The organism is Plantactinospora sp. WMMC1484 (assembly GCF_049315195.1).
GTDB lineage: Bacteria > Actinomycetota > Actinomycetes > Mycobacteriales > Micromonosporaceae > Plantactinospora.
The window spans coordinates 6548368-6567218 of record NZ_CP186055.1 but is presented as its reverse complement, the minus strand read 5'-3'; the positions used below and the strand labels follow the sequence as shown (position 1 = coordinate 6567218).

Here is an 18851-nt window from a genome sequence, read left to right as displayed (position 1 = left end):
CCCGGTCACCGAGTCGGACCCGGTCGCCGGTCCCGGTCTGCGGGCTCCGTGTCAAGGAGGACGGTGGTCAGCGACCGGGGCGGCAGCGGTACCGCCGTGGATGCCGGCCGGGTGCCGGTGGCCGCGAGATCGTGACTTTCGTCGGTCAACCACGTGCACAGTGTCGCCGGGTGCGCTGCGCCGAGGTCCAGCCCGACGTCGATCGGGGTGGTGTCGAGGTTCAGCAGGTTGACGATCGTTCCACCGTCGGGATTCTGGAACGCCGACACCTTCACCGTGTCGGCCCCGGACAACTCCGCGTCGACCCGGTGCGCCCCCGGCCGGATGAACCGGCTGTACGCGGCGACCGCCCAGAACCGCTTCGAGACGTGGTATTCGGTGCCGTCGGCCTGGATCAGCGCCCGGGTCGGGCCCGTCGAGATGCCGAACCAGTACAGGTAGCCGCCGACCTCGGCCATGGTGAGCGCGTCGTTGATGTCCTCGGCGAGCCGGATGCCGTCACACCGTCGGTCGCTGTCCCACCTGTCGTTCCACACGCCCACCCGCAGGTTGACGTCCGGGTCCCACTCCGACATCCAGGTCTGCCGTTTCGTCGGCAAGGGCCAGCGGGCGCGGGTCCGGTAGTTGTGACCGGCGTGGATGTCGACCCAACGGGCCGCCTCCGGGTCGGCCTCCACCGCCGCGGTGTAGGCCGCCTGCTGCTGCCAGGTCATCGCGTCGCAACTGACCAGCGACAGCGGCAGGCCAGACCTTTCGATGGCCGGGCCCAACACCTTGACGAAGTCGACGACGTGGTGCGGCTCCAATCGCATCAATGCGTAGTGCACGACGTGGTCCGGCATGTTGAGGAGCAGATCGGGCTCGTTGGCGAAGCCGAGATCGGTGATTTCGACACCGCACTCGCGGTAGAACCGCACGTACTGCAGGAGGTATTCGGCGTACGTCGCGCGCCAGTCACCATCCTCGGGGGAGGTGCCGGGCATCCCGCGGACCACGCCGTCCCCGACGTCGGTGCCGTTGTGCAGCATGTACCCCGGCGCGCTCCACGCATTGGCGAAGAACCGTCGTACGCCGTACCGTACGGCCTGCTGCGCGAGCCACACCTGCCCGTGGTCGTCGCCGTCCCACTCGTACTTCAGCGGCTTGTCCGGCCCGCCCGGATCGGTCGGCGCGATGGACCGCATGGGGCCCTCCTGCCCGGCGGTGGTGGAGCCGATGCCCAGCCGCAGGATCGACAGCCCGGCACCCACGTCGGCGCGGAAGAACAGGTCCAGAATCTCGCGGCATTGCTCGGGCGAGAGCCCTTCGGAGCCGCGCAGCAGATTGGCGCGTTGGAAGGCCTGACAGAAACCGAATCCGTCCATCCGCTGCCGGACCTGGTCGTGGTGGACCTGTGCTGTCACAGCCATCGCACGCCCCCGTCGTCGTGCCAGTCAAGACACTGTCGGACGTCTATGTTATGTATATCTTTCACGACTTGTCCAGGCATCACGTGCCCGGCGCTGCGGTGGACCGGCAGGCAGTCAGTCGGTCGTCGTGGCGACCGGTCGGGACCGGTCCAGCTCCGTGGTGAAGCGTGGATCGTCGGCGAACCTGCGCTGCGCCCGCCGGCTCAGTGTCGCCGCCAACGCCGCCGGGGCCGAGGGCGGCGGTGCCGTGCTGGCGGCCGGGCCGATGGAGAGCCACATGACGCCCCGCCCCCGGTCAACCGCCACCTCACGGGTCGGCCTGTCGACCCAGGGCGGGGCGGACAGCGCCGCCCGTAGCGTCCGGGTCACCGCCTCGACCCGGCCGGCGATCCCGTGCGCGTCGCTGGGCGCCAGGCCGGATCCGTTCACCAGGGTTCGCACCATGTGGCCGGCCAGGGCGAGCTGTCCCGGGCCGGGCTCGACATCCAGCTCGCCGCGCACGAACAGGTGACTGCTCAGGCACGCCACGAGCTGGGCGCGTACCGCCTGGTCCCGCTGCTCGGCGGTCTTCGGCCAGGGGTGGTCGAAGTCGTACGGGCCCTCGTCGACGCAGTGCGCCGCCTCGTGACAGATGACCGCGGCCGGGTCGTCGGCCGGATCGCGCGCCGCGAGGTCGATCCGCACGTGCGCCAGGCGTCGGGAGAACATCCCGCAGGACCGCCCCTGCGGGCTGTGGATCGGGCCGTCGCTCACCTGGTATCCGAGGGCCGCCAGAATGGCCCGCGCGACCGGTTCGGCAGCTCCCGGCGATGCGGGCCCCGGTGGCCGGGGCGAGCTGTCGACGTGTTGACCGGCGGCGCCCGGTGCGGCGCCACGCAGCCGTTCGAGCAGCCCGACCACGGTGGCAACGTCGACCCGGGACATCAGGGCCGCCGCATCGCGACGACCGTCGAGAGGTCCGGGGCCAGCCGTATCTCGGTGGCCAGCAGCGCCGGATGCTCCAGCCAGGACAGCCGGGCCCGGTCGGGTGCGCCCTCGTGCGTCGGTGGCCATTCGCAGAGCGGGGTGAAGTCGTCGATGACGAGCACACCGCCCGGGGTGAGCATCCGCTCCGGGTCGACGGCACCACCCTTCTTACCGTTGCCGCCGCCGTCGACCACCAACAGGTCGAAGGGACCGTGGTCGTTGATGGCAGTCCAGTCAGCCCGGATGATGGTCACGTCGGGCATCTCCGCGAAGAGCTTGCCGGCCCGCTCGGCGCGTTCCGCGTCGCGCTCGACACTGATTACCCGCACTCCTGGGCGCGCACCGGAGACCAGCCAGGCGAGCCCCACCCCGCACCCCGTGCCGGTCTCGCCGATCCGTCCGCTCGCACCGGCCGCCAGCGCGTGCAGCAGGCGGCCCTGCTCAACCCGACACGAGTTCGGAAAGTCCAGTTCGACGGCCAGCGCCACGGCCGCCGAGACCAGGTCCGGCAGGTAGGCCTCGGTCGCGTGGCTGTCGGTTCCGCGATTCGACATGGCGGTCGGCGCACCTTTCGTCGCTGGAGAAGCCGTTGGAGGAGGTGGCCTGCGGTGGCTGCCGCCCCGCAGTGTCGCACGCTGTCCGTCGATCCGTGGGTCACGCCGTGCCGACCAGGGCCCCGGCGGTGAAGAGGCATCCCGACCAGCCCAGCAGGCAGCGGCGCCCCGGGTCCGTCAGCACCTCGTCGTCGAGCTCGACGCCGGTCTCCGACTCCAGCCGGGTCGCCACCCGCATCCAGTCGAGTGAACCCAGGCCCAGCAGGGCGAAGTCGGTAGACCGGAGGTCGGCGTCGGCGAGTAGCGCGGCAACCGAGAGTCGGGCGGTACCGTCGCCGGCCAGGGCGTCCACCACCGCCGTGGCGACCAGGCGTTCGCATGCGCGCAGCCGTGCGTCGTCCGGGTTCATCCGGGAACTCCTCCCCGAACCAGCGCCGCGATCCGCTCCCGGTCGGGCTTGCCGACGGCGTCGCGCGGCAGCCTGGCACAGCGCACCACCCGGGGAGCCGGGACGCCGTCCGGCAGTTCCGCGAGGTGGGCGTCGATGTCGGCACCGCTCGCCTCGGTGCCGGCGACCATGGCGTACAGAGTCTCGATCTCCGGGGCCCTCGGATCGGCCATCGCCAGCAGATACACCGCCTCGACGCCGGGAACACCGCGCAGCAGGCGTTCGAGGTGGTAGGCGTCGACGAACCGCCCGTTGACCCGTAGCGCCGGCCGGAGCCGTTCGACGAAGTGCACCACCTCGCCGTCGCGGTGCACCAGGTCACCGGTGCGCCACTCCCGACCCGGCGGTGTCGCTGCCCCCAGATAGCCCTCGACCGGCGCGGCCAGGCGCAGCCGCAGCTCTCCACGTGCGCCACGGGGCGGGTGAAGGATCTCGACCCCGACGACGGGCCGCCCGATGCCCCGGTCTCCGATGAACGTCCCGCCGGTCTCCGTGCAGCCGTAACCACGGGTCAGGTGCACACCGAATCGGCTGGCGAAGGCGGCGTCCAGTTCGTCACCGACCTGCCCGGCACCGACGATGGCGCGACGCAGCACTCCCGAGCCGGAACGGCGCGGTGTGTCGGCGAGTAGCCGGGCCAGCGGTGCGGTCAGCGCCACCACGGTGGCCGCACCGCTGTCGATCTTCCTGGCCACCGTGGCGGGTCGGACCATCGGGGCGGCGTCGACCGCGCAGCCGCCGAGCAGGGCGCTCATCGCGACACCCCAGCCGTACGAGTGGGTGAGCGGAACCGGCACGAGCACCCGGTCAGTGGGGTCGAGTGACAGGCCGGTGAGGTAGCCCTCGGCCTCCGTCAGCACGCTCGGCACGCCGCGCTTGACGATTTTCGGTCGATCGGTGCTGCCGGAGCTGAGATGTAACACGGCGGTGCTGGCGAGCCCGTCCGGCGGTGGGCCCGGGGCCGGTGGCGGGACGCACAGGTCGGAGCCGAGTCGGAAGGCGCGCTGACCGACCGGGGTGTCCGGGCAACTGCGGCACGGCATCGGCACCGCGTCCAGCCGCCAGGCGGCAAGCGCGGCCACCAGTACGTCGCCGCCGTGCAGACCCTCCAGCGCCACCACGTCGCCCGCCCGTACGCCGACCGCGTCGAGCCGGTCGCGCAGGTGGTCGATCTTGGGCAGCAGTTCGGCGCGCTGCGCCGCACGGTCGAGAACGCGGACGGCCAGGTCCCGACGGCCGCTGTTCATCGTGTGTCCGTTCACCCGCGGCGGCCGGCGCTGGTGGGCAGGAAGACCGACCCACGGGTGCGCAACCCGGCCCCGGCCACGATGTCCCGGACGTGCTGCAGCCGTACGATGTACCGCTGCTTGCCGTAGATGAGATAGCGTCCACGGTCCGCGTCGCCGGTGAAGTTGACGGTCAGCACGTTGGCACCGGCGGCGAGCCCCCGCGACTGTCCGCCCGCGTCCGCCTTCTCCAGCGCGCTCACCGACGGAACGAGCAGGTGCGGATAGCAGATCCGCAGACAGGCGATGACGTTGAGGGCGAGGTCGAGCGAGCCGGCCGGCGCGTCCGCGAGCGGCGTGCCCGGGGCGGGCACGAACGGGCTCACACTGCACATGTGGACGCCGAGCGGACCGGCCAGCTCGATGTCCTGGACGATGCTGTCGAGGCTCTGTCCCGGCAGGTCCGAGATGAGCCCGGTGCCGACCTTGAAGCCGAGGTCCAGCAGGTCCCGCATGCAACGCAGCCGTGAGTCGAGAGTCTCCTTGCGAATCTGGAGGTGCAGCCGGGGGTCGCTGGTCTCGTGTTTGAGGATATAGCTCGTCGCCCCGGCACGCCGCAGTTGGGCGTACTCGGCCCGGGTCAGGTTTCCCAGGTTGAGCAGGATCTCGACGCGGTTGTCGTAGAGTTCCCTGATGGCAGGGATCGCCTTCGTCACCGCGGCGAGTGTCCGTGGCGTTTCCCCACCCTGCAAGAGAATGACGTCAATACCGGCGGCATGTATCTCACGGGCACGACTGAGGATGTCCTCGCTGGTCATCACGTAACGGTCGTTGTAGCGGGCGTTGCCGCGCCGCATGGGACAGTAGTCACAGTCGACCCGGCAGACGTTGGTAATTTCCACTACACCGCGCAGGATCACGGTCTTCCCGAAGTGCTCGTCGCGGACGCGGCGCGCCTCCTCGAACAACTCCTGTTGTCGCCCTGCGCTGGCCTGGATCGCCTCCCGGATCTCAGTCGAGGAGAGCATGCCCACGGCCGTTCACACACTCTGCTTGGCACTGGTTCGTGTTCCGCACAGGAACGTGCGTGCCAACCATGATGTACCCCCGTACGTGCCGAAAATCTGCGAGCCCTCAGAATAGGCAGACCCGAGCGCGCCAGGCAACCATCAGCTGTGGTCAATGCGTGTCAAGAACGGGCGCTCCGGGAGTGGGTGGCACCGACGACGCCACCGCCTCGACCACAAGCTCCCTCACCGCCATCCGCGCCTCGACACTGGCGATTCCGTGTATCTTCGTCGCCGCCGAGCGGATCAGCAGAGCCGGTAGGGCACGTGGGAAACCGGTGCCGAACCGCTCCGTCACCGCTGACAGGAAGGGCTCCCGGTCGGTGTCGTCCGGGCCGTACGCCACCACGACGCGGACGTCCGAGCGAACGGCGGCTTCCAGCTTGTCGAGCAGGTCGACGGTCTCGGCCGCGTGCCCGGGTGTGCCCGGTCGGGCGGTACCCAACGGCGGAACGAGCAGGACGAGACCACGCAGCCCATCGACCCGACCGACACAGTCGAGCGCGGTTCGGGCGCCGAAACACTCGCCGACGATCACCAGATCGTTGCCGCCGCGCTCGTGGACCCGCCGCGCCGCCGCGCAGGCATCGGCGGTGGGCGGTCGGAGCGGGTCCGCCGGGTCCGCCGTGCCGCCACTCTCGCCGACGCCGTGGACATCGAGCCGTAGCGCCAGCTTGCCGTGGGCGGCCAGCTCGCGCGCGACGTCCACCCAGACGCGTGCGTTTCCGACCGAGGAGATGCCGGCGCCGGGCAGCAGCAGCACCCCGGTCCCGCCGGCCCAGTCGGCCGGCACCGACAACACCGAGAACAGCGGGTACGGGCACCCGTCGAGAAGACAGAACTCCTCGACAATTCCACTGTGCTGCGTCGGCGGCACCTGCGGCACCGTCACGCCACCCCCCGCGCCAGCCGGTCGGCCAGCCAGTCGGTCGACCGCGCCACGAGACGCTCCGGTACCGGCCAGTCGTGGTCCAGCAGCCACCAGTTCAACCGGGTCGGCTCGGTGCCGGTATCCACCGCGCCCCCCGCCGCCGTCAGCTCGGCCGCCAGCACACGCAGCCGTTCGTGGCCGACCGCGGTGCCGGTGAGATCGAGCAGCAGCGTGGGAAGGACCGTGGCGCGGAGCGACTCGCGCAGTGACCGGCCGGTCAGGCTGGCATAGAGCCGCGCGCTGACGACGTGTCCCAGCACGTCGACGTCCTGGCCGGCGCGCAGCCGCGCGAAGAGGTCGCTGGCCTTCACGCGTTCCCGTCGGGTGGCGCCGGCGGCTCGCACGAACGAGGCCCGGAACGCCTCCCGGAAGAACGACTCGGGATCGTGCGTGGGCTCCCAGAGCAGAAGGGCGCAGGCACTGCGCCGCGCCGCCTCGGCGGCAACCAGCGCACCGATCCGGGTGCCGACGAAGGCGACCTGAGCACCGCCGGTCTGACCGACGAACTCCGCCGCGACCCGGGTCACGTCGGACACCATGCGCTCGAAGGCGACCTCCCGCTGATCGCCCTCGCTGTGCCCGGTGCCCCGGTAGTGCGGGCGTACGGCTGTCACGCCTCGGGCGGCGAGCGCCCGGCCGAGCAGCACCTCGCTGCGATAGGTCACCAGCGCGTCGGTGAGAACGGGCGGGCAGATCACCACGACATCGTCACCCGCGGGTCGCTCGGGCAGACTCACCGCAACGAAGATCCGGTCACCGGGCGGGCCGTCGAGGCGGTACCGGTCGGGCATTACACGCCCGGCACAAAGTCGGTCATGCTCGTCCCTCGGGTCGGGCGGAGCGGGAAACCCACGGTAACGCCGATGCTAGGGACGGGGCGAAGGGCCCGTCAACCGCCGACGCGACCGCTTGCTGCATCGGCGTACGACGATGTAGCGTCGTACGCCATGCCGGCCCGCACCCAGTACCAGCGACGGCGAGCGCACCCGCGCCGTACGCCCTCGGACTGACCGATGGGCGGCGAGCCGACGGTCGCCACGTTCTCCGGTGTCCGAAGTGGAGATGCCCCGCTGACCTGGGGTCAGCGCGGCATCTGGCACGCGATCGAACGCAACCTGCCGGGACACTACAACGTCTGCGTGTCGGTGCCGGTGCCCCCCGACGTCCCGGCGGACGTCGGTGCCGTGGCCGGCGCGGTCGGCCGGCTGCTCGACCGGCATGAGGCGCTGCGTACCCGGATTCTGGTCGCGGACGGCGAGCCGCGGCAGATCGTGGAGCGGGCCGGCACGCTGCCGCTGGAGGTGACGGAGTTCGCCGCGGCCGACCCACACCGTCTGGTCGAGCAGCACCGCGCCGCGCCATTCGACTACCTCGCGGGTGACCTCCCGGTGCGGGTCGTCCTGAACACCGCCAACGGCACCGTCCGGGAGATACTGCTCGTCCTCTGCCACGTGGCGGTGGACCTGCAGGCCGTATGCATCGTCGCCGGTGACCTGACCGCACTGCTCGCGGGTGAGCCACTGCCGGCACCGGGCACGCAACCGCTCGATCTCGCCCGGCGCCAGCAGCAGGCGGCCGCCAGGCGCCGCTCGACCACGTCGGTGGGGTACTGGATCACGGAGTCCCGCCGGATCCGGTCACCGATGTTCGTCGACGCGGGGCCGCCACAGCGACCGCCGTTCCGCAGCGCCGTGCTGACGTCACCCGCGATCGGAGCGGGCGCCCGGATCCTCGCCACGCGGCACGGTGTCACCGATTCGACGGTGTACCAGGCGGCCTGCGCCGCGCTGCTCGGCAGATGGACCGGGCAACGTCGCTGCCATCTGCGGATGATCACGGACAACCGGTTCTGGCCGGGACACCGGGAAATCGTCACGCACCTGTGTCAGTTGGGACTGTTCGTCCTCGACCTCCCGGCCGACACCGGGTTCGTGGACCTGCTGAAGGAAACGGAACGCGCTGCCCTGCGGGCGCACTGGCACGCCTACTACGACCAGGGCGAACTCGACCGGGCCACCGACGAGCTGCAGCGGGAAAAGGGCGGCCCGGGGCATGCCGACTGCTACTTCAACGACAGCCGCCTCGACGGCCCCCCTGTCTGGACGGTCACCAGCAAGCCGGCGGCCGACGACGCGCCGAAGTCACTGCCGTACGGCGATGGCACGGCGCCCGTCCGCGACGCCGACGTCTGGCGTGCCACGGCTCTGTCGACGTTCGGTTGGCAGCGCGACCCGGGGTGGATGCAGTGCAGCTTTTCGCTGCGGGTGTCCGGACCGTCCGCCGTGCCCAGCATCTCGTTGAGCGCCGACACCCGATACCTGCCGGCGCAGGAGATGGAGCGGTTCCTGCTCGCGTTCGAGGACCTTCTGGTCGAAGCCTGCCGCGACACGACGGCGGTCGACGTATCCCGGTGAACCACGCCCGGGACGCGCCCCTCAGCGCGCCCCCGCGTCCACCTCACGCAGCACGGCAGCCGCCGACTCCAGGTTCTCGACCCGGAACATCTGCTCCGGATCGAGTTCCACGCCGAACCCGTCCTCGATCGCAGCCATCAGCGCCATGTGGTGGAACGAGTCCCACCGGTCGTCGGACCGGCGATCGAGTTCGTCGGCCTCGGCGGTGCCGGCGAGCCGAAACACCTCGCTGAAGATGGCACGTAGCCGGTCCTCGACTGACACCGAACGCGCTCCGTCCCTGGGCCGCCTGATCTGCCGCACATGGTATGCCCGCCGGCTCCGCGTCGCCCGGTCGTTCCCGTCGTCGCCGCCTATCCCAGCACCGATCGCAGGAACGACAGGACCGGCTCGGTGACCTGCTCCGCCGGCGTACCGTCGAACACGTGCGTCCCGCCCGGCACGGCGATCAGCTCGACATGCGCGCCGGCGTCCGAGTACGCCCGCGCCAGCTGCCGCGCCTGGCCGAACGGGACGAGCTCGTCGGCCGTGCCGTGCATGATCAGCAGCGGCGGACTGGCGGCGGTGACCCAGGTACACGGGCTGGCCCGGCGCGCCAGCTCCGGAACGCTCTGCACCGGTGCGCCGAGCAACTGGGACTCCGGAGAGTCCGGCTCGTCGGTCCACGGCGCCCCCTGTGCGGCCATCGTGACGAAGTCGGTGGGGCCGTACCAGTCGACGATCCCGCGTACCGGTGCCGCTGGCGCCTTCTCCGCCTTCCCGTCCGAGCTCCCGCGACCGCGGGCGGGGGGCGGAGCGAAGGCTCCGGGCGAGTCGGGTCGCGCCAGGTCGGCGGTGGCCAGTCCGGCCATCACCGCGAGGTAACCGCCGGCCGACTCGCCCCACACCGCCACCCTGGTCGGGTCGACGCCGAACTCGGCGACACTGTCCCGCAGCCAGTGCAGTGCCGTCACCACGTCGTCGACGCAGGCGGGCCAGAGCGCTTCCCCGCTGAGCCGGTAGTCGACGGACGCCACGGCGAAGCCCTGCCGGGGCAGCCAGTCGAAGAGATCGGCATCCGCGAGGACGGGCGGCAACCCGGTACGGTGGCCCTCGCGGAACGCGCCGCCGTGGACGTAGACGACCAGGGGTGGGTCGGTCACCCCCTCGGGCACATGCAGGTCGAGCGCCAAGGGGCGAAAACCCGGCACCGTCCGGTAGGACAGCTCGCGGTGCACGACCACCGACGTGGCATGTCGCGCCTCTGGCACCATCTCGATGGTTCTCAGCCCTCTCCGCCGGCCACGAATCGCCACGGCTCCTCGTCGGTCTGCGTCTGCGCCCACAGGCGCTTTTGACCGTCGCACAGTCTATGGCGCGCCGGACGCTCGGTGGCGCGCCGTCCCGACGCCGCCGAGGTCGGGGCGACGCCCCGCGTGTCGGGCCCTCCTCCTGATCGCTGGCGACCGGGAGGAGGGCCCTCGATACGGGACGTTGCGGCCCCGGTCTCCGGTCAGGAGGCGAGCAGGTCGTCGATCTGGTTGATCGACGATGTGGCGCCCTCCACCATGCCCATGTCCAACACCTGCTGCAGCGCCTCGGCGGACTCGTACTTGCTCACGTAGGTCGCGCGGGTGCCACCGTTGTGCGCGGTGAAGGTGAAGGTGTTGTTGGAGACCGGCAGTTCCGGCTTCGGGTTGAAGTCCAGGTCGGCGAAGCCGTCGTCGAAGGAGAGGCTCCTTGGCCCGTCCACCGTGGTGATCAGCCAGTATCCCGCATGTTTGTCGCCCTCGGGACCGGTCATGTAGTAGGTCACCCGACCACCGGGCGTGAGGTCGTGGTCGACCACTGTCGCCGGGTAGGTCGGCGGTCCCCACACCTTCTCCAGTTGGCGAGGGTCTGCGTAGACCTGCCAGATCCGCTCCACCGGTGCGGCGAAGTCTGCGGTGATGGTCAAGGTCAGGTTGTCAAGATCCTGTTGGACGTCGGTGACGGGCATGGGTCAGTCCTCCTGTGTGTCGAATGCGATGAGTGCGTCGATGCGTGCGACGCGGCCACGCCAGACCTGTTCGAGCTCGGCGAGCATGGACGCCACCGACCGCACCGCCTCCACGTCGCCGCTGGCCAGCTGCTCGCGACCGCTGCGTCGTTTGGTCAGCAGGCCGGCCTTCTCCAGCACGGCGACGTGTTTTTGTACTGCGGCGAAGCTCATGTCGTATTTTGCGGCGAGCACGGAGACGGAGTGCTCCCCGGCCAGCACGCGGCGCAGGATGTCGCGCCGGGTCCGGTCGGCGAGCGCGTGGAACATGGCGTCCGCTCGGTCCGCGCTCTCCTCGGTCACCGGACAAACGTACAACCAATCGGTTGTACGTTCAAGGTAATTCTTCGTCCTTTCCAGTCGTGCCGGTCGGAGCGGTGGAACCGGGGCCGCCGTCCGGAGAGCGGTCCGCGCGGCTGGGCGTGCCGCGACACCTGGAGCAGCCGCGGGTGCGATCTCTGACACCAGTGTCCTTTACTCACCGTACCGTGGTCACCACCTTGTGGCGCGTGCTGTTCGACAAGGGGGGCACCGAGTACATCGGGCATCGGTCAGCGGACGGAATCCCCGTCCGCCGGGTGAACGATTACCGGTAGTGGCGCCCGCGAAGTGCCAAAGCTGGATCTCGGTTGCTGACCTACGCCGCACCCACACCCGCTTGCTGAGCCATGCGGTCTGGGTCAGCCCAGCGTTCCGAGGATCTTCGCGAGTTCCCCCGGCATGGACAGGAACGGCGCGTGCGAGGTGTCCAGCGTCAGGACGGAGGTCGGATTCTCCGGAAAGGCGGCGTCCGCCTCCGCGACGAGCAGCCGCTGAAGGGCCGGCCGGATCGCCATGTCACGCGCACACACGACATACGTTCGGGATACCGAGCCCCAGCCGTCCTCGGTCAGGCGGGTGGTGCCCAGCATCATGCTCACCGGGGCGTCGGGGGTCAGCAGGCCCAGGGCGGCGTCGGCGACGATCGGGGCGACATCGCCGTAGAACGCGTCGCGAAGCTGCCGACGATAGGCAGGATCGTTCGAGGCGAGGTCGAGCCGCAGCGCCCCGGTCGCGGCAGGATCGCCCCGAAGGGCGGACAGGACCAGTGCGTCCGCGTTCTCCGGCAGCGTGAAGTACCGGTCGGCGGGTTTGTCGGAGCCGGGCATGATCGCGGCGAGGTACACGGCGTGCGCCACCAGCTCGGGAACCTGCTGCGCGGCCCGGGTGAGGACGACACCGCCCATGCTGTGGGCCACGACCGTGACCGGACCGCCACGGCCGAGCCGTTCGATCTGGGAGACCAGCATCTCGGCGGCTTGGTCGAGGTCCACATCCGCCACGGGCGAGACCTCGGTGGCCAGTCCCTCCGGATCGAACGGACGCATGGTCAGACACTCGGGCCGACGGGCGCGCAACCCGTGCCCGACCATGTCGACCGCCAGGGCCGGACGGTCGTACGGCATCAGGTGGGCGATGACCTCGTTCCAGCACCAGGCACCATGCCAGGAGCCGTGCAGGAGCAGAATCGGGGTCGAGCCGGGGGACATGGCCACTCCTTTGCGATGAGGGGTTGCGGTGGTGTCGGACCGGCTCGCGGCGAGCGCGTCGCCGTACGCCGGTAACCAGGCGACGACCCTCGGCGTGCGGCGTCGCTTGACCTGGCGGCAGTATCCGCCTCGGCCCAGCGTTCGGATAGGTCGGCGGCGCCGTTCCTGTGCCCTGGCCGTCCGGGTCCCGGCAGAGTCGCCAGGTGATGCCAGGCGTCGTCGGGTGGAGTTCAGAGCCGGACGGCTCCCCGGCCATGCGTCCGCGGCCCACCACCCGCGTGTGCGACAGTGGTTCATGCCGTTGAGCAGCCATCACCTCCGAACGTCGATCGCCGTGTCCGACATACAGCAGGCGGTCGCCTTCTACGAAGGCAAGCTCGGCCTACCGGCGCTGCGGTCCGGCCCCAGCGCCGAGGGGATCGGTGCGCGGGCCGGCGGCGGACGAATCGCGTGGTTCCAGGATCCGGACGGCAATACCTTTGCCCTCGAATCCGACGTCTGAACGGCCCCGGTCAGCTGCCGTGCCACCGGTGAGGTCGGCTGCCGTGCCACCGGTGAGACAGGTGGCCGCGATCCGGTCGGTGTCGCCGCGTCGCACCGACGCGTCGGCCGTCACCGCAGTCGGAAGACGGGGCCGCGGGGCGTGAAGGGCAGCCGGGCGGCCTCCGGGATGAGGAAGGCGTGCTCCCGACGGATACGTACGGCGTCGCAGTGTCCGTCGGTGATGAGCAGGACCGGCGCGGCGGCGGGAAAGTCGCGGGCGGTTTCCAGCAGGTGGATGCCGGGCTGAAGCACGGTGCCGCCCCGCCCGCGGACCCGTACCCGGCCGGCGATCTGTTCGACCGGCAGGTATCCGGCGTCGTACGGGTGGGCGTCGCAGAAGACCACCCGGGCGGCGGGCACGTCATGCCGATCCCGAGTTGCGGGAGGAAGACGACCTGGTCGGTTGCGTAGCCGGCGTGTGACAGGAGGAAGCCCTCGTAGTTCATCACCGGTTGAGGAGGCCGGAGCGGGGCGCGGCCCGTGGATCTGCCCCCCGGCACCGACCGCCACCACCGCAGGCGCATACGATGGGACCGGCTCCGCAACAGGTATGGAGGTGCCGGGGTGCCCGACCCCAGTTTCCAGTCACCGTCGGTCAAGGGTGGCGCCACCCGGATCGACACCACGGTGCCGCACCCGGCCCGCCGCTATGACTACCTGCTGGGCGGCAAGGACAACTTCGCCGCCGACCGTGAGTCGGCCGAGGCGCTGCTGAAGGTCTACCCGAGCGCCCGGATCGCCGTGCAGGAGAACCGCCGGTTCCTCCGCCGCGCGGTGGGCTACCTGGCCCGTGAGACCGGGATACGGCAGTTCCTCGACATCGGCACCGGTATCCCCTCGGTGGGCAACACCCACGAGGTGGCGCAGTCGATCGCTCCGGAGTCGCGGATCGTCTACGTGGACAACGACCCGATCGTGCTGGCGCACGCGCGGGCGCTGCTGACCAGCACCACACAGGGGCGTACCGCCTATCTGGACGCCGACCTGCGGCGGCCGCGGGAGATCCTCAGCCACCCGGACCTGCTCGCCACGCTCGACCTGGCGCAGCCGGTGGCGGTGCTGCTGGTCGCGGTCCTGCACTTCCTCGTCGACGACGACGACCCGTACGACCTGGTCGAGGATCTGCTCGCGCCGCTGCCCTCCGGCAGCGCGCTGGTGATGACCCACTTCACCAACGACTTCCTGCCGCCGGAGCTGGCCGCCAAGATCGAGGCGGCCTGGCGGGAGAATCCGGCGAACGGGCAGGGCCGGGCCCGCAAGGCCGAGGAGATCGGCCGGTTCTACACCGGCCTGGAGCTGGTCTCGCCGGGAATCGTGCCGCTCGCCGAGTGGCGGGCCGAGTCGGAGCCGCAGCCCCGACCCGCCGCACGCGACGTCACCGCCTACGGCGTGGTCGGCCGCAAGCCCTGATGCGCCACGAGGCGCTCTGTCACAGCCGGGCCTAGGACGCCTGGCGGATGGGCATCTCGGCCAGCCAGACGTCGGCCAGGTCGCCGAGGGGGACGTCGAGGGCCTGGCTGAGGCAGACCACGGTGCCGAAAGCCGGTGCGGGAAGGCGACCCGCCTCGATCTTGCGGAGCGTCTCGGGGGAGATGCCGGCCGCCACGGCCACCTCGACGAGGCTGCGGCCGGCCCGTGCGGCCCGCAGGGCGACTCCGAGGCGCTGGCCCGCGGCGATCTGTTCGGCGGTGAGCGGTTGGCGAACCATGCCAGCAGGATATCCCCCGAAGCCCTCCCGACCGGCGTGGTATAAAAATACCGCAGAGGGAGAGGGAGGCTGTCATGATCGAGCTGAAGACCGCCGAGGAGATCGGCCGGATGGCGGTGGCCGGCGAGTTCGTCGGGGAACTGCTCGCCGAGTTGAGCGCTGCCGCCGCGATCGGCGTCAACCTGATGGACCTCGAGCACCACGCCCGCCGCCGGATCGCCGAGCGCGGCGCCGAATCCTGCTACTGGGACTATGCCCCGTCGTTCGGCCGCGGCCCGTTCCGCAACGTGCTCTGCCTGTCGGTCAACGACGCGGTACTGCACGGCCTGCCGCACGACTATCTCCTGCGCGACGGCGACCTGCTCAGCATCGACATGGCGGTCGGCATCGACGGCTGGGTCGCCGACTCCGCCCTCTCTGTCATCGTCGGCACTCCCGACCCGGCCGACCTGAAGCTGATCGAGGCCACCGAGGTCGCCCTGGAGGCCGCCATCACCGCCGCCCAGCCCGGCGGCCGCCTCGGCGACGTCTCCGCGGCGATCGGCGAGGTCGCCCGCTCCTACGGCTACGGCGTCAACGGCGAGTTCGGCGGGCACGGCATCGGCCGCACCATGCACGAGGCCCCGCACGTCGCCAACAACGGCCGCGCCCGCCGTGGCGTGAAACTCGACCCCGGGCTCACCATCGCCATCGAGCCCTGGTTCTGCCGCTCCACCGACAAGATCAGGTTTGACGACGACGGCTGGACGATCCGCTCCGCCGACGGCTCCCGCACCGCCCACTCCGAACACACCGTCGCCATCACGGCTGCCGGCCCCCAGGTCCTGACCCGCCGCCCCGCGAGCGGCGGCACCTCGACCGACCCCACCAGGAGGCCCGCCACAGCCTCCTGAGCAGGACGGCCACCGCCGATCGCGCCGGACCGGGAAGCTCCGGCCGCACGCCCTATCCTGGCTCGGGCGCCGGGACATCCCAGTCCCGACAAGGGCGGCGTGCGGTCCGCCGTTCATCGACCGATCACGGCGGCGCGGTAGGGTGTGATCTGTACTGCCCCCGGCACGGCCGCACCCGAAGGCTGCTCGTGAATCTTGGCTACGACCTGCTGGGCCCGCTGGTGGTGTCGCGCGAGGACGGCCAGACCGTCCCGTTGGGCTCGGTCAAGCAGCGCCTGCTGCTCGCCGCCCTGCTGCTGCGGCCGAACGAGGTCGTCGCTGTCGACGAGCTGCTCTCCGTAGTCTGGGGCGACACCCCACCGGCGTCGGCGGCGGCGAACCTGCGCACCTACGTGCTTGGCCTGCGTCGGCGCCTGAACGACGACAGCGGCCCGTCGCGGTTGACCGCCGTGGCCGGCGGGTACCTGTTGCGGGTCGAGGCGGGGGAGCGGGACCTGGACCGCTTCGACGCGGCGGCGTCGCGCGGTCGGCGCGCCCTCGCCGCGAACGATCCGACCGGCGCAGCCGCTGAGCTCGGGGCGGCCGTCGGTATCTGGCGCGGGGCGCCACTGGCCGACCTTCCGCTGCCGGCGCCGCTGGTCCACCTGACCGGCCAGCTCGAGGAGCGGCGGGCGCTCGCCGAGGAGGACTACGCCGACGCGCTGCTGGCCATCGGTGCCCTCGACGCGGTGCTGCCCCGCCTGCGGGCGCTGCTGGATCGGCACCCGCTCCGGCAACGGGCCTGGGGCCAGTTGATGGTGACCCTGTATCACGCCGGGGACGTGGCGGGCGCGCTCGGGGCGTTCCAGCGGGCCCGGCGGGTGCTGGCCGAGGAGACCGGCCTGGATCCGGCGCCGGGGCTGAGCCAGCTGCACGCCGAGATCCTGCGGCACGGGGAGATCCCCCGTCCGTGGCAGGCTGCCGCCGCCGGCCGGCTGCCACGACCGGAACCCTCCGCTCCGGTCGGTGTGCAGAGTGTGGCCGGCGTCTCGGGAGTGGCGGCCCAGCACGCGGGGACCGGGATGACGGCGATGTCCCGGCGTGCCGAGGAAAACGGCAACCGTCAGGGTCTGCTCGTTCCCCGGCAGCTTCCGCCCGCGACCGCGATGTTCGTCGGACGCGCCACGCAGCTGCACCGACTCTCCGAGTTGGCGGACACCCCGAGACGGGCCGGGGTGACCATATCGGTGATCACGGGACCGGGTGGCGTGGGCAAGACGGCATTGGCGTTGCACTGGGCCCACGCGGTCGCGCACCGCTTCGTCGACGGCCAGCTCTACATCAATCTTCGCGGTTACGGTCCGAGCCGTTCGGTGATGAGCCCGAACGAGGCTATCCGGAGCCTCCTCGAGGCGCTGGGCATCCCAGCCGTACGTATTCCGACCACTCTCGGAGCACAGGTGGGCCTCTACCGCAGTCTGCTCGCCAGCCGGCGCGTACTGGTCGTGCTCGACAACGCGTTCAGCGCGGAGCAGGTCCGGCCACTGTTACCGGGCACCTCGGGTGGCGTCGTCGTCATCACGAGCCGCAACCAGCTCTCGGGGCTTGTCGCAGTCGAGGGCGCTCATCCGCTACCGGTAGCCGTGCCGTCCCGCGCCGAGGCGCGGGAGCTGCTGGCGCGGCGGCTGGGCAACGCACGCATGGATGCGGAGCCGGATGCCGTGGACGAGGTGATCGAGAGATGCGGCCGCCTGCCGCTGGCCCTCGCGATCGTCGCGGCCCGCGCCGCCACCGCGCCGACGACTCCCCTCGCGCAACTGGCCGCGGAGCTGCACGGCTCCCGGGCCGTCCTGGACATGTTCACCGGTGACGACGAGATCAGAGATCTCCGCGCGGTCCTCTCCTGGTCGTACCGGGCGTATCACGGACCGGTCGCGCGGCTGTTCCGCATGCTGGGCCTGCACATCGGCGTCGATGTGAGTGTCGAGGCGGCGGCCAGCCTGATCGGCCTGCCGGTCGGCGAGGCGCGGCGCGCCCTGGCCGAGCTCAACAGCGCGAACCTGATCGACGAGCACCGTCCCGGCCGCTACACGCTGCACGACCTGATGCGCGCGTACGCGGCCGAACTCGTCACGGAGACCGAGAGTGAGGAGGAACGCCGAGCCGCGCTACGCCGGTTGTTCGACCACTATCTCCACTCGTCGCGTCTCGCGGACCGGCAGATCGCACCCCAGCTCGATCATCGGCTGGAGCCGCCAGCTCCCGGAGTCACCACCGTCGCGAGCCCGGACCACGATCGGGCCGTCACGTGGTTCAAGACCGAACACCAGGCCCTGCTCACGGCGAACGAACGTGCCGCCGATCTGGGGATGCCGGAACTCGTCGAGCCGTTGACCGCGACCTTCGAGTCCTATCTGCACATGTCCGGGCGGCTTCAGGACTGGGTGACCGTCCGGGAGTCCGCCCTGAAGACGACGCGATCCATGGGCGACCTGGTCGGGCAGGCGGCGGCACACCAGGGTCTGGGCCGTGCCTACAGCAAGATCGGCCGCTTCGACGACGCGCACCTCCATCTTCGGGAAGCGCTCAGCATCCACGAGGCACTCGGCAACAAGATCGCCGTGGCATACACGGACCTCGCCCTCAGTCACACCCTCGAACGGAGCGGTCGGATGGCCGCGGCGCTGGAGCATGCCCTCAGTGCGCTCGACCAGTTCGTGGCCGAGAACCACCAGGCGGGAAAGGCCCGCGCCCTCAACGCGGCGGGCTGGTGCCACGCCCTGTTGGGCGACCACGCCATCGCCCTCCCCCTGTGCGAGCAGGCGCTCCAGATTTATCAGGAGATGCGCATGATCCTCGGCGAGGCGAACACCTGGGACAGCCTCGGATTCATCCACCATCATCTGGGCGACGCGGCGCGGGCGATCCACTGCTACGAACAGGCGCTGCGACTGTCCCGCCAGGCCGGCAGCCAGTTCTACGAAGCCGAGACACTGTTCCGGCTAGGTGACGCCTACCACGCCGACGGGAGGCCCGCGGAGTCCCGCGAGGCCTGGCAACAGGCGTTGGAGATCTTCGATCTCACCGGCCACCCGGACGCCGGCGAGCTCCGCGCGAGGCTGTCCCGCGGACCCGCGTGACGGACGGGGGAGCAGCGGGACCGGATG

20 protein-coding genes are annotated in these 18851 nt (G+C 70.9%); 5 read left to right on the top strand and 15 right to left on the bottom strand.

Annotated elements, in window-relative coordinates; genetic code table 11:
- Nucleotides 1–5: 5 nt before the first annotated feature.
- From ACN28C_RS28160 to ACN28C_RS28125, 8 genes are all read right to left on the bottom strand, one after another.
- Nucleotides 6–1409 carry a glycoside hydrolase family 30 beta sandwich domain-containing protein gene (locus ACN28C_RS28160; RefSeq protein ID WP_422770540.1) on the bottom strand — a complete coding sequence of 468 codons (1404 nt, stop codon included), beginning with the start codon at nt 1407–1409 and terminating at the stop codon, nt 6–8.
- A gap of 114 nt (nt 1410–1523) precedes the next feature.
- A complete protein-coding gene (locus ACN28C_RS28155) occupies nt 1524–2333 on the bottom strand; it encodes a hypothetical protein (RefSeq protein ID WP_422770539.1) in 810 nt (269 codons plus the stop codon).
- Nucleotides 2333–2929 carry an O-methyltransferase gene (locus ACN28C_RS28150; RefSeq protein ID WP_422770538.1) on the bottom strand — a complete coding sequence of 199 codons (597 nt, stop codon included), beginning with the start codon at nt 2927–2929 and terminating at the stop codon, nt 2333–2335. The genes ACN28C_RS28155 and ACN28C_RS28150 overlap by 1 nt, the downstream gene beginning before the upstream one ends.
- 100 nt (nt 2930–3029) lie before the next feature.
- Nucleotides 3030–3338 carry an acyl carrier protein gene (locus ACN28C_RS28145; RefSeq protein ID WP_422770537.1) on the bottom strand — a complete coding sequence of 103 codons (309 nt, stop codon included), beginning with the start codon at nt 3336–3338 and terminating at the stop codon, nt 3030–3032.
- Nucleotides 3335–4624: a class I adenylate-forming enzyme family protein gene (locus tag ACN28C_RS28140; protein WP_422770536.1), complete on the bottom strand. Its 1290-nt coding sequence runs from the start codon at nt 4622–4624 to the stop codon at nt 3335–3337. The genes ACN28C_RS28145 and ACN28C_RS28140 overlap by 4 nt, the downstream gene beginning before the upstream one ends.
- A gap of 11 nt (nt 4625–4635) precedes the next feature.
- Entirely contained in the window at nt 4636–5631 is a 996-nt protein-coding gene (locus ACN28C_RS28135; RefSeq protein WP_422770535.1) for a biotin synthase BioB, read from the bottom strand.
- 151 nt (nt 5632–5782) lie between these two features.
- A complete protein-coding gene (locus tag ACN28C_RS28130) occupies nt 5783–6562 on the bottom strand; it encodes an alpha/beta hydrolase (RefSeq protein WP_422770534.1) in 780 nt (259 codons plus the stop codon).
- Nucleotides 6559–7338, bottom strand: coding sequence for a hypothetical protein (locus tag ACN28C_RS28125; RefSeq protein WP_422770533.1), 780 nt, complete (start codon nt 7336–7338; stop codon nt 6559–6561). Before ACN28C_RS28125 ends, ACN28C_RS28130 begins: the two co-directional genes overlap by 4 nt.
- Before the next feature lie 276 nt (nt 7339–7614).
- On the opposite strand from ACN28C_RS28125, the gene ACN28C_RS28120 reads away from it, so the two are divergent.
- Nucleotides 7615–9015, top strand: coding sequence for a condensation domain-containing protein (locus ACN28C_RS28120; protein ID WP_422770532.1), 1401 nt, complete (start codon nt 7615–7617; stop codon nt 9013–9015).
- A gap of 21 nt (nt 9016–9036) precedes the next feature.
- Here the strand turns inward: ACN28C_RS28120 and ACN28C_RS28115 are convergent, their stop codons facing one another.
- The 5 genes from ACN28C_RS28115 to ACN28C_RS28095 all read right to left on the bottom strand — a co-directional run bounded on the left by ACN28C_RS28115 (nt 9037) and on the right by ACN28C_RS28095 (nt 12561).
- Entirely contained in the window at nt 9037–9279 is a 243-nt protein-coding gene (locus ACN28C_RS28115; RefSeq protein ID WP_422770531.1) for an acyl carrier protein, read from the bottom strand.
- An 89-nt stretch (nt 9280–9368) separates the two neighbouring features.
- Nucleotides 9369–10265, bottom strand: a complete 897-nt coding sequence (locus tag ACN28C_RS28110) for an alpha/beta hydrolase fold domain-containing protein (protein ID WP_422770530.1) — start codon at nt 10263–10265, stop codon at nt 9369–9371.
- Between the two features lie 242 nt (nt 10266–10507).
- Nucleotides 10508–10993, bottom strand: coding sequence for an SRPBCC family protein (locus tag ACN28C_RS28105; protein WP_422770529.1), 486 nt, complete (start codon nt 10991–10993; stop codon nt 10508–10510).
- Nucleotides 10994–10996: 3 nt separating this feature from the next.
- On the bottom strand, nt 10997–11335 hold the full coding sequence (locus ACN28C_RS28100; protein WP_422770528.1) for an ArsR/SmtB family transcription factor: 339 nt from the start codon (nt 11333–11335) through the stop codon (nt 10997–10999).
- A 377-nt stretch (nt 11336–11712) separates the two neighbouring features.
- A complete protein-coding gene (locus ACN28C_RS28095; RefSeq protein ID WP_422770527.1) occupies nt 11713–12561 on the bottom strand; it encodes an alpha/beta fold hydrolase in 849 nt (282 codons plus the stop codon).
- A 280-nt stretch (nt 12562–12841) separates the two neighbouring features.
- On the opposite strand from ACN28C_RS28095, the gene ACN28C_RS28090 reads away from it, so the two are divergent.
- On the top strand, nt 12842–13063 hold the full coding sequence (locus ACN28C_RS28090) for a VOC family protein (RefSeq protein ID WP_422770526.1): 222 nt from the start codon (nt 12842–12844) through the stop codon (nt 13061–13063).
- 110 nt (nt 13064–13173) lie between these two features.
- Here ACN28C_RS28090 and ACN28C_RS28085 read toward each other — a convergent pair whose 3' ends face one another.
- Complete coding sequence (locus ACN28C_RS28085; protein ID WP_422770525.1) at nt 13174–13464, bottom strand: hypothetical protein; 291 nt, start codon at nt 13462–13464, stop codon at nt 13174–13176.
- A 204-nt stretch (nt 13465–13668) separates the two neighbouring features.
- Between ACN28C_RS28085 and ACN28C_RS28080 the strand changes: the two genes are divergently transcribed.
- Nucleotides 13669–14514, top strand: a complete 846-nt coding sequence (locus ACN28C_RS28080) for an SAM-dependent methyltransferase (RefSeq protein WP_422770524.1) — start codon at nt 13669–13671, stop codon at nt 14512–14514.
- 31 nt (nt 14515–14545) lie between these two features.
- Here ACN28C_RS28080 and ACN28C_RS28075 read toward each other — a convergent pair whose 3' ends face one another.
- Nucleotides 14546–14812 (bottom strand): helix-turn-helix domain-containing protein, encoded by a 267-nt coding sequence (locus ACN28C_RS28075; protein WP_422770523.1) that lies wholly within the window; start codon nt 14810–14812, stop codon nt 14546–14548.
- Nucleotides 14813–14886: 74 nt separating this feature from the next.
- Between ACN28C_RS28075 and map the strand changes: the two genes are divergently transcribed.
- Both map and ACN28C_RS28065 read left to right on the top strand, forming a co-directional pair.
- Entirely contained in the window at nt 14887–15705 is an 819-nt protein-coding gene (gene map, locus ACN28C_RS28070; RefSeq protein ID WP_422770522.1) for a type I methionyl aminopeptidase, read from the top strand.
- Nucleotides 15706–15893: 188 nt separating this feature from the next.
- The gene (locus tag ACN28C_RS28065) at nt 15894–18824 is read left to right on the top strand and encodes an AfsR/SARP family transcriptional regulator (RefSeq protein WP_422770521.1); all 2931 of its coding nucleotides are present in this window, start codon (nt 15894–15896) and stop codon (nt 18822–18824) included.
- The last annotated feature ends 27 nt before the right edge of the window (nt 18825–18851 follow it).

Excerpts from the sequence above, each read along its gene's own strand:
- ACN28C_RS28160 (WP_422770540.1), bottom strand. The coding sequence starts at position 1,409 with ATGGCTGTGACAGCACAGGTCCACCACGACCAGGTCCGGCAGCGGATG.
- ACN28C_RS28155 (WP_422770539.1), bottom strand. The coding sequence starts at position 2,333 with ATGTCCCGGGTCGACGTTGCCACCGTGGTCGGGCTGCTCGAACGGCTG.
- ACN28C_RS28150 (WP_422770538.1), bottom strand. The coding sequence starts at position 2,929 with ATGTCGAATCGCGGAACCGACAGCCACGCGACCGAGGCCTACCTGCCG.
- ACN28C_RS28145 (WP_422770537.1), bottom strand. The coding sequence starts at position 3,338 with ATGAACCCGGACGACGCACGGCTGCGCGCATGCGAACGCCTGGTCGCC.
- ACN28C_RS28140 (WP_422770536.1), bottom strand. The coding sequence starts at position 4,624 with ATGAACAGCGGCCGTCGGGACCTGGCCGTCCGCGTTCTCGACCGTGCG.
- ACN28C_RS28135 (WP_422770535.1), bottom strand. The coding sequence starts at position 5,631 with ATGCTCTCCTCGACTGAGATCCGGGAGGCGATCCAGGCCAGCGCAGGG.
- ACN28C_RS28120 (WP_422770532.1), top strand. The coding sequence starts at position 7,615 with ATGGGCGGCGAGCCGACGGTCGCCACGTTCTCCGGTGTCCGAAGTGGA.
- ACN28C_RS28105 (WP_422770529.1), bottom strand. The coding sequence starts at position 10,993 with ATGCCCGTCACCGACGTCCAACAGGATCTTGACAACCTGACCTTGACC.
- ACN28C_RS28095 (WP_422770527.1), bottom strand. The coding sequence starts at position 12,561 with ATGTCCCCCGGCTCGACCCCGATTCTGCTCCTGCACGGCTCCTGGCAT.
- ACN28C_RS28075 (WP_422770523.1), bottom strand. The coding sequence starts at position 14,812 with ATGGTTCGCCAACCGCTCACCGCCGAACAGATCGCCGCGGGCCAGCGC.
- map (WP_422770522.1), top strand. The coding sequence starts at position 14,887 with ATGATCGAGCTGAAGACCGCCGAGGAGATCGGCCGGATGGCGGTGGCC.